Source organism: Phaeobacter piscinae, assembly GCF_002407245.1.
GTDB lineage: Bacteria > Pseudomonadota > Alphaproteobacteria > Rhodobacterales > Rhodobacteraceae > Phaeobacter > Phaeobacter piscinae.
In genome coordinates this window covers 88,890-102,009 of the sequence record NZ_CP010683.1, presented here as the reverse complement: position 1 = coordinate 102,009, position 13,120 = coordinate 88,890, and the positions used below count along the sequence as shown (strand labels likewise).

Annotated in this window: 12 protein-coding genes and 1 pseudogene; 9 read left to right on the top strand and 4 right to left on the bottom strand. The window is 55.1% G+C overall.

All coding sequences use genetic code 11. From position 1 onward, the window contains the following. Positions 1-555 precede the first annotated feature (555 nt). Entirely contained in the window at positions 556-798 is a 243-nt protein-coding gene (locus phaeop14_RS18700; RefSeq protein WP_096790578.1) for a hypothetical protein, read from the bottom strand. A gap of 111 nt (positions 799-909) precedes the next feature. Between phaeop14_RS18700 and phaeop14_RS18695 the strand changes: the two genes are divergently transcribed. Together phaeop14_RS18695 and phaeop14_RS18690 are read left to right on the top strand one after the other, a co-directional pair. After that, positions 910-2,571, top strand: coding sequence for an RcgA family putative transporter (locus phaeop14_RS18695; RefSeq protein WP_096790577.1), 1,662 nt, complete (start codon positions 910-912; stop codon positions 2,569-2,571). Positions 2,572-2,583: 12 nt separating this feature from the next. Next, complete coding sequence (locus tag phaeop14_RS18690; RefSeq protein ID WP_096790576.1) at positions 2,584-3,546, top strand: alpha/beta hydrolase; 963 nt, start codon at positions 2,584-2,586, stop codon at positions 3,544-3,546. Between the two features lie 52 nt (positions 3,547-3,598). Here phaeop14_RS18690 and phaeop14_RS18685 read toward each other — a convergent pair whose 3' ends face one another. Then, positions 3,599-4,699 (bottom strand): outer membrane protein transport protein, encoded by a 1,101-nt coding sequence (locus tag phaeop14_RS18685; protein ID WP_096790575.1) that lies wholly within the window; start codon positions 4,697-4,699, stop codon positions 3,599-3,601. Positions 4,700-5,401: 702 nt separating this feature from the next. Here phaeop14_RS18685 and phaeop14_RS18680 point away from each other — a divergent pair. From phaeop14_RS18680 to phaeop14_RS18670, 3 genes are read left to right on the top strand one after another with little or no spacing between them, the layout of a single operon-like run. Continuing rightward, complete coding sequence (locus phaeop14_RS18680; protein WP_244905860.1) at positions 5,402-6,658, top strand: DUF3560 domain-containing protein; 1,257 nt, start codon at positions 5,402-5,404, stop codon at positions 6,656-6,658. Then, the gene (locus tag phaeop14_RS19830) at positions 6,655-6,873 is read left to right on the top strand and encodes a hypothetical protein (protein ID WP_096790573.1); all 219 of its coding nucleotides are present in this window, start codon (positions 6,655-6,657) and stop codon (positions 6,871-6,873) included. The genes phaeop14_RS18680 and phaeop14_RS19830 overlap by 4 nt, the downstream gene beginning before the upstream one ends. After that, complete coding sequence (locus tag phaeop14_RS18670) at positions 6,870-7,475, top strand: methyltransferase type 11 (protein WP_096790572.1); 606 nt, start codon at positions 6,870-6,872, stop codon at positions 7,473-7,475. Before phaeop14_RS19830 ends, phaeop14_RS18670 begins: the two co-directional genes overlap by 4 nt. A gap of 685 nt (positions 7,476-8,160) precedes the next feature. On the opposite strand, the gene phaeop14_RS18660 is transcribed toward phaeop14_RS18670, so the two are convergent. Together phaeop14_RS18660 and phaeop14_RS19825 are read right to left on the bottom strand one after the other, a co-directional pair. Beyond that, positions 8,161-8,880 (bottom strand): DUF3800 domain-containing protein, encoded by a 720-nt coding sequence (locus phaeop14_RS18660; protein ID WP_096790570.1) that lies wholly within the window; start codon positions 8,878-8,880, stop codon positions 8,161-8,163. A gap of 625 nt (positions 8,881-9,505) precedes the next feature. Beyond that, positions 9,506-9,682, bottom strand: a complete 177-nt coding sequence (locus phaeop14_RS19825) for a hypothetical protein (protein ID WP_158525102.1) — start codon at positions 9,680-9,682, stop codon at positions 9,506-9,508. A gap of 94 nt (positions 9,683-9,776) precedes the next feature. On the opposite strand from phaeop14_RS19825, the gene phaeop14_RS18655 reads away from it, so the two are divergent. The 4 genes and pseudogenes from phaeop14_RS18655 to phaeop14_RS20120 form a co-directional block, all read left to right on the top strand. Then, entirely contained in the window at positions 9,777-10,226 is a 450-nt protein-coding gene (locus tag phaeop14_RS18655; protein ID WP_096790569.1) for a DUF3768 domain-containing protein, read from the top strand. Between the two features lie 236 nt (positions 10,227-10,462). After that, positions 10,463-12,343 carry a ParB/RepB/Spo0J family partition protein gene (locus phaeop14_RS18650; protein ID WP_096790568.1) on the top strand — a complete coding sequence of 627 codons (1,881 nt, stop codon included), beginning with the start codon at positions 10,463-10,465 and terminating at the stop codon, positions 12,341-12,343. Positions 12,344-12,396: 53 nt separating this feature from the next. Next, a complete protein-coding gene (locus phaeop14_RS19770) occupies positions 12,397-13,032 on the top strand; it encodes a hypothetical protein (RefSeq protein ID WP_193438282.1) in 636 nt (211 codons plus the stop codon). Then, a pseudogene (locus tag phaeop14_RS20120) lies at positions 13,025-13,111 on the top strand (zinc finger domain-containing protein); the annotation flags it as partial. The gene phaeop14_RS19770 and the pseudogene phaeop14_RS20120, both read left to right, overlap by 8 nt. Between the last annotated feature and the right edge of the window lie 9 nt (positions 13,112-13,120).

Below are 13,120 nucleotides of genomic sequence, written 5' to 3'. Positions count from 1 at the left end.
TCTTAGCTTCCTTTCGACACTTCACACACACATGTGGAGAACGACACTTCACACACATCCCGGCGATGCAACGACACTTCACACACACCTAACCCTAGAACGACACTTCACACACGCCAAGGCAAAACGACACTTCACCCACGCTTGGGATGCAATAACGACATTTCACACACACTTGCAAGCGAAACGACACTTCACACACACGTGTGCAAAACGACACTTCACACACAATCCGTTCGAAATTAACGACACTTCACACACGATAGCGCCCTTCCTTCATCTTAAACGCAACTGAAGGAATCACCACTCTGCACACAGTGAATCACCACTCTACACACGCTACACCACCACTTTACACACAGGCGGTATCTGTATTCATTTGTTTTTGTTGAGAAAATTTGATGTTGGCGGACCCGTAACACTGAATCTAACACCAATTTAACACCCCCAGGATCGTTCAAATTATTCCAGCAGCGACACTGCCCTGTGGATAACTTTCGCTATTGCTTAGAATAACAAGCAGCCAGGAGCACTGCTCGCCCCTCAAACACCTGTTCAAATCCAGCTCAGCTCCAACTCTCCGGTATTCCAAACGTAGGCAACACCGGTCTTTCCCATAGCATCTTCGACTTGGGCAACGGGTACTGCCTGTTCCCTGACACGTTTCCTTTTCGCGCCAGCTTTTCCCTTGAAACCTTCACACGTTTCCAAAATGCGCGACGCAGGTTCATACCCACTTAGCGGTTTCCCGAAACGCACGCCCATCGCCTCAATGTCTTTTTTGATGCCGTCTTTCATTGGTTCCCACACCATAAAATTGAATCCCGCTGCTAGATACGCTAATCAACGTCAGCCGCACGAAACGAACGAAACGCAACGAAACCAAACGAAATCCAAGAGTATAAGCCTTTGATAAAGAAGGGTAAGTTTTTCCAATCTCCACCTAAGAGCGGAGAAACATTCAAGGAGCTGTTCATTCATGCAACAACTGCAGGCGTAGGTCGGCCAGCGAACAAAGATGGTTATCCCATCGGCCCGTGGACACCCGAACTGCTAGCGGATGCCATTTCACAGATTGATGCGAACCGGAAGGGCGTCGATCTACGGACAGTGCAGCTTTGGTTTGAGCACAACAAAAGGGGAATAGGCCCTACCAACATTCGTTGGCTCTCCATGGTGTTTGGCTGCCGTGACCCTGAAGGAACCAGCGAATGGCAGGTGGAGCTTAGTGCGTCTCAGTCTCGGTTGAAGGCACGGAGGAAACAGAAAGAAAAGGCAGGAGGTCTAGGGGAGCAACCCGCTTTCGATGTCAAGCAAACCGCCGAGCCACAGAATGTTCCTCACGCTCCGAAACTCGACCAGGCTGCTGGACCCAAAGCGCTAGACGCTGACAACGTACCGCCAAAGCAGCGTTTTAACCTGGCAAGGGCTTCGGAAGCGCTATTCAGCAGCCGATCGACACTGAACCTGCCAGCGTTGGTTTGGGCGGGTTGGGTAGTCCTCGGTTTCTTGACTTACATCATGGGGGTGCACAGCGTCACCTATAGCCCCATCGCTGGGTTGCATAAGCAGGTAGGTTTTTTTTGGGCTCCGAACTGGTCCTTGATCGAACTAGTGATCTTGCCACTGTTTCTTGTAACGGTTGTAGGTCTCTTGGCCTTTTGGAAAGCCGAAAGGCGATTGATCATCGCGTCAACGGGCTCCGATCCTGGAGAGACAGGCGATTGGACGAGTAGAGTGGAATCCTTTTCCTATTCTCACTGGGCCGTGTTTTTCATCTGCTTTGCCATTGTGTTTCTTGTGCAATGGTCAGGAATACACATGCGCGCGCTCGTCAATGGCGACGTTGGCAACCTCATGATGGACTGGAACCTCCTGGCAATTGTGCGCCCCGAAGTCATATCCGTTCCAGAGGCCACTGTGCTTTCGATGCTGGCATTCTTGTACACGGCGGCAATCTGCTTTCTTTTCCTTACGGGACTCGTCTTGATGTACACTCTGACGCAGGATTTTTTCGAAGTTTGCAGCGCGTCAGAGCTTCATTCTAACCCATTGATTCAGAGCAAGATCGGCGAAGTAGGCACTGAACTGCTATGCCGCGTATATCGGGCTTCTCTATTGGGAATTTGGGTCGCAACGTGCATCAAGCTTCAAGCCACATATCTCCTGTCAGATGGGGAAAGCATTTTAGATTGGTTGCTCACAGATGCTCTGTTCTTCCTGGGAATCTATACCGAAGCAAATAGTTGGATCGGTCAGCGATCCTTGGCCCATTTCACTAGTTTTCTTCTGCTGTTCGCTACCTGCTCGGTCTTCATTTTTGGCTATGTTCAAACTTGTCGTGTCGTGAAGCGGGCTTTCTCGTCTGGGTCTTCTCGCCGTCTTGCCGAAGCTCAATGTGTCCATCGCTGGATGATGATGGGAGTCGTAATGCTACTCATTGCTAACTTCTTCCTGATCGGGCAGATTTCCGGCTTTTCGATCCTCCTAATCGTTGGCACCTTGGCAACGATTTACAGCCTGTATGACCCGATGTTTGGGAGAGCACAGGCAAGTGAAATGACAACCTGAAAGAGTTGACCAATGCTGCCAGCCCCCCTCGAACATGAGATAGCCGAAGCCCCCAAAGATGGGGTAGCCTATTGGATACAAGCAGACGATGGAACGCGCCTTCGTGTCGGTTTGTGGAAGGGAAAGGATGCTCAGAAGGGCACCATCCTCGTGTTTCCAGGACGATCCGAGTATATCGAGAAATATGGCCGCACGGTCTCGGATTTGCAGAAGCTCGGTTACACAGCTCTGGTGATTGATTGGCGTGGTCAAGGGCTTGCTGACAGAGCGGCCGACGACCCGATGGCGGGCCATGTGGTTCGGTTCTCAGATTTCCACAAAGATGTCGCAGCGATGACCAAGGCAGCGCAAGATCTGGACTTGCCAAAACCATGGTATTTGATCGGGCACTCTTTAGGTGCCTGCATTGGCCTCAGAGCGATAGCGGAAGGTCTACCAGTGTCAGCCTGTGCATTTACCGGCCCGATGTGGAACATCAATCTTCCTGCGGTCAAGCGGGCTGCAGCCTGGCCCTTGTCCTGGGCAGCTCAAGCAATTGGTAAGGGACATGTTTACGCGCCCGGCACCGATGGGAAGAGCTATGTGCTTAGCACAGCCTTTGCAGACAACAGGCTCACAAACGACCCTGAAATGTACCAGTACTTCATCAACCAGGCTACCTTGCTGAAAGAACACCAGATTGGCGGGCCAAGTTTGGGATGGTTGTTTCAAACGCTGAATGAGACAAGGGCTGTGTCAAAGCTTCCATCCCCAAAGATCCCCTGTCTCACCTTCTGCGGTGATCAGGATGTTGTTGTTGACCTTCCAGCGATACACGATCGAATGGGTAAGTGGCCTAGTGGACGGTTGGATCTGATAGAAAACGCTAAACACGATGTCTTTTCTGAAGTTCCCCAGATTAGAGAACGAGTCACGACCGAAATCGCAAAGCTGTTCACAACGGGAAGCAATCAACCCGCCGTAGCCGCTCGTTGAGCCTGAACAAACGGCTCACTGAACGGCTACAGCGCGATATTTTCAGAGGGCCTTAGAAGCTATAGCTGACCTTCACACCCGCTGAGAATGCGTCGTTATCAGTGAACGAAGTAATCGCGGAATCCGCACTGCCGATGTCTGTGTATCGGATGCCGGTAGTCACCTTCCAACCCTCGGTTTCATAGGAAACAGCAAGGCCATAACTTACATAGCCATCGGTGCCAGAAAAGTTGCCTACAATGTCGCCAGTATCCTTTTCGTAGCCGATGGTGGCCGCGCCGCTCCAGTTGTCGTTGAACGTGTGACCGATACCCATTTCGTATGTCCATATATCACTGGTGCCGCCTGCAATGGGCACGTTCACGACACCAACCCCCGGCACTAGAGTCAAAAAGTCGCTAGGCTGGACCCTGAACTTTGTCCACTCGCGCCACCTCACTGAGCCAAACAGCAAAGTATCTTTTGCGATGCCAGATTGGGCGTGCAGCGTAAATGATTTGGGAATTTCCACCTGGAAAGGCGTTCCGGTGTTGTCGCTGAACTCGTGCTCAGTTCTGGATTCGTAGGTCGCGGCGATGCGCATTGCGATGTCAGGGATCTCATAGGCGATGCCTGCAAGATAGCCGACCTGGTAGTCTTTGCTGACGTTTAGGTTGTATGGGCTGGATACGGTCAACGGTGAGATAACGGTAATATCGCCATCAACGCCAACGACGCGGAGGCCTCCATAAACGCTAAAGCGGTCGTTGACCTGGTATTTTACCAGACCAGTGTAAGCGATAGAGGACACCTCCGCACTCGATCCGGCCAAGAAGGCGGTAGGGCTAGTGTAGGTCAGAGAGGCCCCGATCGGTTCGTCAACGACAAAGGCAAAGGAAAAACGGTCGTTTACTTCCCGCTTATAGCCGAACGCGTAGGATTCATAATTGTTTGTAATGTTCCCTGTAGAGCCAGCTGGTACCCCCGGCAGAGGGTCGCCGGAAACTGTAGGGTGCACAGTAGCAGCCGAGAATTCGAGGTAGTTCTTGCCCTTTTGAAACAGGATTTGTGATGGATCGGCGCGGCGCTCGATGCCGCCTGCCGATACCATTGAGGCAGAAATGGTGAATGCACTGGCCGCCAGTGTTGTAGTCTTGAAAAAGTTCGATTTCATCTGCGATCCAAACCCGCGTGTATTATTGAATTAGTGGCCGCTTCGTGCAGCCAGAGGCCAGATAGAGTACTTATGCAATTGTGATCAACCCTTGATTGCATCTGCATGTCACTACCGCACTCGGGAAACGGACAAAATTCCCCACAGCGTCAGACCTCAGATTCTAGCGTCTTCGCCTTAGACGCTGCTTCGGCCACCTCAGATTTCTCGCAAGTTCGAAGATCTGGGCGGCTGGATAACTTTGCCCGTTGGTAAGTCGGTCATCCGCGTAGGTGCGGGCTACCTTTTTTGTTGGGCCAGCGGGATTTGGACAAGCCAAACGCCCCTGGCCGTCAGGGTGAGGGCGCTGCCCTCCCCCTCGGGCAATCCTATTAGACAGGGCCGTGTCCTCGGCTGCGCCTGCGGGCCGCACCAACCCTGTCGAATAGCATTGCCTCGCCCCCTCCCGCGTTCGCCACGTGGCAGATCAGCAGGAACAGGCGGCTTCGCCGACTGAACCTGCAAATCAGCCCTGATTTTCCGGAAAGGAAGTCAGAACAAACGTAGCAGACTATCGGCGGAAAGAAGGCAGCAAGCCCCGCCGCTTCACCACGGAAGAAAAGACCCATGACCGATTTGACTATCACCGCGACTTACTCCCCCGAAGACAACAAAATCCGGCTGTATACCTCTGACCGTTTGGACGAGGAAACATATGAGCGGGTGAAGGCCGCCGGCTTCAAATGGGCACCGAAACAAGAGCTGTTTGTAGCCCCAAAGTGGTCCTGCAAGCGTGAAGATTTGGCTTTGGAGCTGGCGGGCGAGATCGAGCCGGAGGGAACCACCCTTGCAGAGCGCGCGCAGATGAAGGCCGACCGGCTGGACGAGATCGCGGCGAAACGTGCTGCCCAGGCTAGCGCCTTCACCCGTGCCGCCCGGGACATTTCCCAGCGTTTCGAATTTGGCCAGCCTATCCTGATCGGCCACCACTCCGAGCGCAAAGCGCGCAAGGACAAAGAGCGCATGGACAATGCCTTGAGCAAGGCGGCAAAGGCTCATGATGCTATCGGTTACTGGCAGTATCGGGCCGAGGGCGTGGAGCGTCACGCCAACCGTAAGAACGACCCGAAAGTGCGCGCGCGTCGGATCAAAACCCTTTTGGCCGAACTGCGCGACCTGCAGCGCAACCTGAACACCGCGCACAAGGCGCTGGATCTGTGCGAGAAGATAACCACGCAGGAACAAATCAAGCTGTTCCTTGGCCGTAGCGATATGCACTCTTTCAGTCTGTGGTCTTCAGTGGACCGCGGCGAGATCACCCCGAATGAGGCACGGGAGAAGGCTATGGCCGGTGCGCGCTCGATCATTGAAAGCAACAACCTTTCCCGCTGGATCACACACACGCTTAACCGCCTGGCCTATGAGCGCGAAATGCTGGGCGAGGTGCCGCGCTTTGAAGGCGAAATCACCCCGACGCTGCTGCAAATGTTCGTGCGGGAGCATGGCGCCGACAAACCCAAAGGGGCAAAGGTGGATGAGGACTTGTTCTCGGTTGAATGCTCGGCGCCCCTGCCCGCCCATATTGCCCTTGGCAGCACGGTTGAGCTTTCCGGCGATGAATGGCGCGACCTGATGCAGTCTTGCGGATATGTCCCGCCAGCAAAGAAGCCAGCAAAGCCGCCTGTTCTGAACTTCAAGGCACCTGGCGGCGAGATCACTGTGAAAAACCGTGCGGTCTACAGCTACGCCGAAAAAACCGAAGTGTTGAAGCAGGTTGAACTGAGCAAGGCGGAATATGCGGCTATCCGGGACGGCAAGTGGACAATCGAATCCGCTTGCGGAGAATTTCGGGTACGCACAGCATCCGACCCCCACCATAAAGGCGCGTACTATCTGGCGCCGCGCGTTTGCATCCTGATCACTGATCAAAAGCAACACGCGGTCCCGTCCTGCTTGCAGAACATGGAGGCGGCCCAATGAGTAGCAGCCGTTTCGAAATCGCGCGGGAACACCTGACAGAAAACTATTTCGCCCCTGTTCCCTCTCAATTTCTGCACATGCCCCGCGCTCAGGCGCGGGCAACCCCGGGCGGCGAAAATGAAGAACCATTCAGCACGTTAGGATACAGCAGGGCGTTGGCTGCGGATTGCCTGGCTATCACAGGAAACATTGATGCCAAAGGAGTGACATCGTGAACCGGCCGAGCATCTACACACGCCCCCAAAAGCCCTTGACCATACCGGTCAGGGCACGCCGGGCCGCTCCTGCTTTGGAGCGCATCGAGGCGCCGGAAGTGATCGCCGTGGACAAGTTCACGGAATGCCATGTCACCCCCGACGATGTGGCGCGGCGCATGGTCGAATATCTCGGGCCGCAAGGCGACTATCTGACATTGGAGCCAAGCGCAGGCACCGGCCAGCTAGTCCGCGCGCTGATCGCATCCGGGCACAGTACGTGCGAATTGACCATGGTTGAGCGGCACAGCACCCTTGCCGGCCGCCTTCGCTACCTTGGCCCAACAATCAACCGGTGCTTTCTGGAATACGCCGAGGAGATGAAGGGGAGCACCGCATTCCCCAGGGTCATCATGAACCCGCCGTTCAAGACTGTGCGGGCTCACGTAAAGGCAGCATTGTCACTGCTGGGCCGGGGTGGTCATCAGGAACCTGCAACGCTGGTTGCACTGGTGCCGGTCACCTTTGAACATGACGAGGCCGAAGAGTTGGAACGCCTGCCCGTGGATACGTTCGTAACCGCCAAGGTGCACACGAAGCTTGTCAGGATCCGAAGGGATTAGTTATTTCCGGCGTTGACCTAACTTCAAACGGAAACCTCGCTGTAGCGGGGTTTTCTGTTTGCAAGCTAGGTTCTGGTGTCCGGTTGAACCCGGGTTAGCACCCGATTTCAACCGGACTGGCGCTCCGCTGGGGCCGCTCGGCGGCCGCAATGCAGCCTTCGGCTACACGTGGGGTTTCTGCGCTCTGTCGAGCGCGGGCGAACCTTTGTAGGCTCGCTAATTGCTGTGTTGATTACCATATGAAGACGGTTGTAACACCGAACCCATGAAAGAATGGCCTTTTACCATCCCGCACGATTTGAAAACATCCCTGGAGGCCAGTGGCGAGGCGGACTGGCTACCAATGTTCCGAACATGGGCAAAGAAGCACAAGCTGCGACTCAAGATCCAGTGGTTTCCGGAGTTGGAACGGAAGGCCGGGGAACTTCTTCAATGGAGATGGCCCCCCTCACACCAGGACAAGTGGATGACCATTCGGGAATGGTTATCGGCAAATGATGTCCCAGCTCCGCAGACCCTGCCACAGGAGCCGGAAATTCCAAACATTGGCCTAGGTCACTGAGGGGCCAGCCTGGGTATTAGGTTGAAATTTACGACACAGTGTCTATGTTCGCTGCAAAGGTTCCCCTCCGATGATAAGAACCCAAGGGGTTCTCCACACCGGTAGTCGGAGGGGTCGAATTCCTCAGTAGTAGAACCGTGTGCCTGTCCTGAAGATGTCAAATTCACTTCGGACTTGCTTGGCTACGGTTGTGTGTGCGGCCGTGTCACCGTTTTCCCATTTACGAAAGATCGCCCAGTTGAAGTAGTCCGCTATCTGGAGGCCATAATGTGCGCGTGAAGCGTGGTGCATGATCCGGTAGGGCGTACCCTTCGGTAGCATGGCGGCCAAAGTTGTCTTTACAGCCTTCTCAATTGCCTTTCGCTTTTTCGCAACAGGGATGCTGTCGGTAATGACGACAACTTCACCTACACCGTGAGCTGCCTTCTCAACAGCGTACCGTACAAGATAGCCCAACATCTTTGGGTAAAACTTTTCAGGTGCCTGAAGGGCCGGCCCGGTCTTGCGTTTTTCAACAATCACGGAGTCGACAGATTCATGCGGGACTGAACCTGACAACTTGGAAAAAACCTTGCTACGCACGAAACGATTGTCTTCAGCACAATGGAAATACTCCATCTCCAGACGCGGTTTAATCCGGTGTTCAATCAGATCATATTTGTACGTGTCCAAGTCTGTGTGCAGGGTGAAAGGTCGGTACAAGCTGACACAGGTTAGGGTGAAAAACTTCGAACCTTTCGGTGAGAAGTCAAAGTTTCCACCTTCATCAAGAAAAATGTAAAGTGTGGGCAGAGGGGCAGCGTGTTCATCCTCTTCCACCTGCAAGGCATCGTTCGGTGACATCTTCAGTCCTTGTTAGGGCGCTGGCTCGCAGAAGCTCAGCAAATTGGCGAAAGCCTTACATCTCAGCCTTCAGTTACATGCTATGCCGCAAACCAACCCTAAAAGGTGGTGCTACCGGGCTGCGCCAACGCCCCGCGACTCTTCCAAAATAATGTGGGAGGGGTGTGCCTTCAATACCTTATGTAGGGCAAATTCCGCGCTGAAGCACGGAACCGCGCCCTAGCCTGGCGCCGGCGGGCGGCACCAGGCCGGAGCCACCCTGCCCCGTTCTCCCTGCGGCCCAAGTGCGCCGGAATCTGTCTCTCCGAGCCAGCTTGCCGCCGCGGCCGCATGGTCGATCAAGACAGGCTGTCTCCGCCCTTCGGGTAACGGTCGTTCGCTACGCCTTGTGCAAGAGACAGGAGAAATCCGCGCGGGGCGCGCGGATTGCATTTACTAGGGGTCGTGCCAGGGCATCGACGGGCTGCGCCCGCTCCTCCCTGCCCCGGCATGTTTGCTTACGTGATCGCAGCCCGCCATGGGCGGTCTGCTGCGCTGCTTTTCCCCGGCGGTCAGGGGGGCGACGAGTTGTTCTGAGGCTTCAGCCGGCTCCGAACGGCGCAGAAGAGATCCGCGCGTGCGCGGATCACATTTTGAATTTCCTGCCTTCAAGCAGAAAAACGGCTTTCACCCGCAAGCGGGCGAACCTTCCGTTTTTCGGCTGGATCGAAACCAGCTGAAGCTTCGCCACACCTCTTTTGTCGCCCCCCCTCCCTTCCGGGGAAAAACGCGGATGGGTGCGGGTGGCAGGCGTCAGGGCCAATGGGTCGTTTCCTTGACCCATTGGAACAAACCGAAGCGAACGCGGATAGGTCGGGCGAACATCGGCCACCGCATCACCACTTAGGAGGCCAACTATGGCTTTATATCAATGCAACGGGTGCGGAGCAGCGGAAACGCTGACTTCTATGGTGCCTGACTCTTGCTCAGCCTGCGGTTCCCGTGCCGTCGTCAACATGTCCATTCAAGCTGCTGCAATCGCGGAAGCGAACGATGCTTTCCGCGCTGCAATCCCATTCCAAGGGCATCAGACCTATGAGGGGCAGGTGATTTTCAGCGGTGGCGTTGAGGAAAAAGGGATGCTGTTTGTTTCCCTTGCGACCAAGGAAGTCGCTGAATTCACGGACTTTAGCCAATTGAACGATCCGAGCGGTGATCACTCGTTTGGTGTTGTCCACGTCAACGGCACGGAAGTTTTCTGGGCAATCAGCCTCTACAACAAAACTTATGATGCCGCCGCTGACGATCCGCTTGACGATGACGACACGCGGCGTGTGCTCACCATCTACCTGCCTCACGAACACTGAAATCGGGAAAGCCCGTAGGTGCTACCGCGCCGGGAGGGAGGTGAAATCATGAGCATTGAACAGATCAATCTGCGCAAGCGTGAAGCCTATGCGCTGATCAGAAAGGGAGGTCTCTCCGCCAAGATCGGCCTCGCCTTTCTGAAATCACACGGAGCCGCCTAAGCGGCCTCGCCTCAGCCCTTAAGGGCTGGGGCACCAATAACACAAAAATTCACCACGTTACAAGGAATGCCCAGATGTCGAAGCATCAGGAAATCAAAGCAACAGAAGCCCGCTTTCCGCTGGAGAAACTGATCCTCTCCCCCATGAACCCACGTCAGGACGTGCCGGAAAAGGACATCAAAGACCTTGCAGGAACCCTCTGGGCCAAGGGGATGATCCAGTCTCTTGCCGGTTACACCGAGGACTTGGATGGTGCCGAAATTGTTGCTGGTGGCACCCGCTTGCGCGCCTTGCAATATCTGGCTGAAACCAAGCCGGATTTTGCAAAGGTTCGCCCCGAACTGGCAAGCCCGCTGGTAATGCTGGCACCCGACCGGGAAACCGCCGCCGACTGGGCGAAGATGGAAAACGTAGTCCGCAAGAACCTGCCCCCAGCATTGGAAATCCGCACCTTTGGTGAAATGCGCGCAGAGGGGAAAGAGGTCAGCGCCATCGCCACCAACTTCGGCGTAACGGAAAAACACGTCTACCGCCGCCTTGCATTGGCCGATCTGCCGGACCCGGTTCTTGATGCGCTAGCCGCGCAGGAAATCAGCCTGAGCATGGCAGCTTGCTTCACTATCTCCGACGACGAACAGCGCAGCCTAGAAGTGCTGGAACAGGCGCGCGGTGCAAATTGGTCTGACCATCGCCTGAAAGATGCCCTGAAACCTGAGAGCGTCACAACGTCGGATCGCCGGGCATCTTTTGTTGGTAAGGAAACATATGTGTCCGCAGGCGGGAAACTCGGCGGCGACCTGTTTACCGAAGAAGACCTATTCGACAGCCCCGAAATCCTGAACCAGTGTTTCGAGACTGCCCTTGCCGAAGCCGCAGAGGTAATCAAAGAAACCGGAGGATGGCATTGGGCGACACCAGTTTTGGGTTCCTATGTCGAGACTTGGAGCGGGGAGTTTTCCAAATACGAGCGCATCAGGAAAGTCCCAGGCGAACTGTCCGAAGAACAAGACGCACGTTATGACGAGCTGAAAGCTCTCTACCGTGAAGACGAGTTGAGTGAGGAAGCGGAAGCCGAACTAGACGGGTTGCAGGACATCCTCAACGGCCAGTTCACGGAGGAACAGAAGGCACATGCTGGCGTTTTTGTGTATGTGAACCGTGAGGGTGTGCTGACAGTCGAAACTGCTTATGTGAAGCCGGAAGACCAACAGTCGGCTATCGAAGCCGGTGTTCTGAAACCCTCTGCCGCGAGCGCTGCACCCAAAAAGGAGAAACCTGCCTTTTCCGCAAAATTCGTGTCCGACATGGTGGCGATCCGGCTGGCGGCGACACAAACGGCACTTCTGCGGAAGCCCGAATATCTGCTTGATCTGTTTGGGTTCCATGTGTCTCCGGCATCCGGTAGCCGCGATATTCTGGGTCTGGGTCATGGTTGGGCACAGCCAAATACGCCGGAAATCTCGGACAACTTTGTCCTTGATCCGCGCCTTGGAGGTGAACGTGATGAAGCCGCTGAACAGATGCTGGCTGAATTGCGGGAAATGGCTTCCAAAGGGCAGGTCGAGGCTTTTGCAGCTTTCCGCGAAGCAGGGAAGAAACTGCGCAATGGTGAAATCACAGCCTTCCTTGCCCGCCGGTTTCTAACCCAGAAAAAGCCGCTGATGGACGTGATCATGAAGGACGTGGGCGCATCCGTTCGTGAAGTCTGGACGCCCTCACAGACCAATTGCTTCAAGCGGCTGAACAGCAACCAGCTGACGGGTATTCTGCAGACTGTGCTTAGATTGCCGGATGACAGTGAAGCCCTCGCGGCGTTCAAAAACCTCAAGAAGGGGAAGAAGGCTGAGCAACTGCACAAACTGTTTAATGATGCAGACTATCAGGAAAAAACTGGCATCACCGCAGATCAGAAGAAATGCGTTGATGCTTGGGTGCCTGCCTGTTTCGAAGATTGACCAACACCGGCGGGGCGCAGAAGCGCCCTGCCCCACCGCTGGAGATTGGACAGATGCGTTTCAAGCCTTTGCCCCGCCACGAGTTTACGGACACATCGAGAAAACGGGCTGCTCTGCGTCGAAAGCAGCGTTTTGAGCGGGAATCCCTGCCTCTCTTCGCAAACCAGATTGCTGAAGAACAGCCAACGGAAGACCAGGTGATGTATGAACGTGCACAGCGATGGGCAGAACAGGAAGCTCGGGCACGCAATGAAAGGGCTGGAGAGTGGCGAAAAGCCCGCCGGATGATTGACGCCCTGCCTGACAGTGAGCGCCGGGCCGTTCGGAGGGCATGGAATTGCGCCCCCTACCCTGCTGATCCGTCCTATCTGCTGAGCACTCTGCACAGCTATAGCCGTGGCAGAATTGACCTGAAGCGACCGCCCTTCCCTCTGTCGCGCACGGATGCTTCAGGAGCGCGGGTAGCCAATCTGTTCGCATCATCAGACCTGTTCGTGACGATCCTGCAGGCGCGTAGCATTGCCGAGAACCCGGACGCTTACCCTCTGGCCGAACGCCATGCCGCCTATCATCATCTGCAAGCTGCGGCATCCAAGAACAAAGACCGGGCTGAAGCCATGCGGGACCGTGTGCGGGCTTCAGAGTTGTTTCTGCGCCTCGGAGAATTGGAGGAGGGAATTCATGCCTGATTTCACAGCACACAAGCACCCAGTTCTTACGGTTAGATGCCCCGACTGTGGCCGCGCGCCGGGAAACTGGTGCCGCCGACCGAGTGGC

Excerpts from the sequence above, each read along its gene's own strand:
- phaeop14_RS18700 (WP_096790578.1), bottom strand. The coding sequence starts at position 798 with ATGAAAGACGGCATCAAAAAAGACATTGAGGCGATGGGCGTGCGTTTC.
- phaeop14_RS18690 (WP_096790576.1), top strand. The coding sequence starts at position 2,584 with ATGCTGCCAGCCCCCCTCGAACATGAGATAGCCGAAGCCCCCAAAGAT.
- phaeop14_RS18685 (WP_096790575.1), bottom strand. The coding sequence starts at position 4,699 with ATGAAATCGAACTTTTTCAAGACTACAACACTGGCGGCCAGTGCATTC.
- phaeop14_RS19830 (WP_096790573.1), top strand. The coding sequence starts at position 6,655 with ATGAGTAGCAGCCGTTTCGAAATCGCGCGGGAACACCTGACAGAAAAC.
- phaeop14_RS18660 (WP_096790570.1), bottom strand. The coding sequence starts at position 8,880 with ATGTCACCGAACGATGCCTTGCAGGTGGAAGAGGATGAACACGCTGCC.
- phaeop14_RS18655 (WP_096790569.1), top strand. The coding sequence starts at position 9,777 with ATGGCTTTATATCAATGCAACGGGTGCGGAGCAGCGGAAACGCTGACT.
- phaeop14_RS18650 (WP_096790568.1), top strand. The coding sequence starts at position 10,463 with ATGTCGAAGCATCAGGAAATCAAAGCAACAGAAGCCCGCTTTCCGCTG.
- phaeop14_RS19770 (WP_193438282.1), top strand. The coding sequence starts at position 12,397 with ATGCGTTTCAAGCCTTTGCCCCGCCACGAGTTTACGGACACATCGAGA.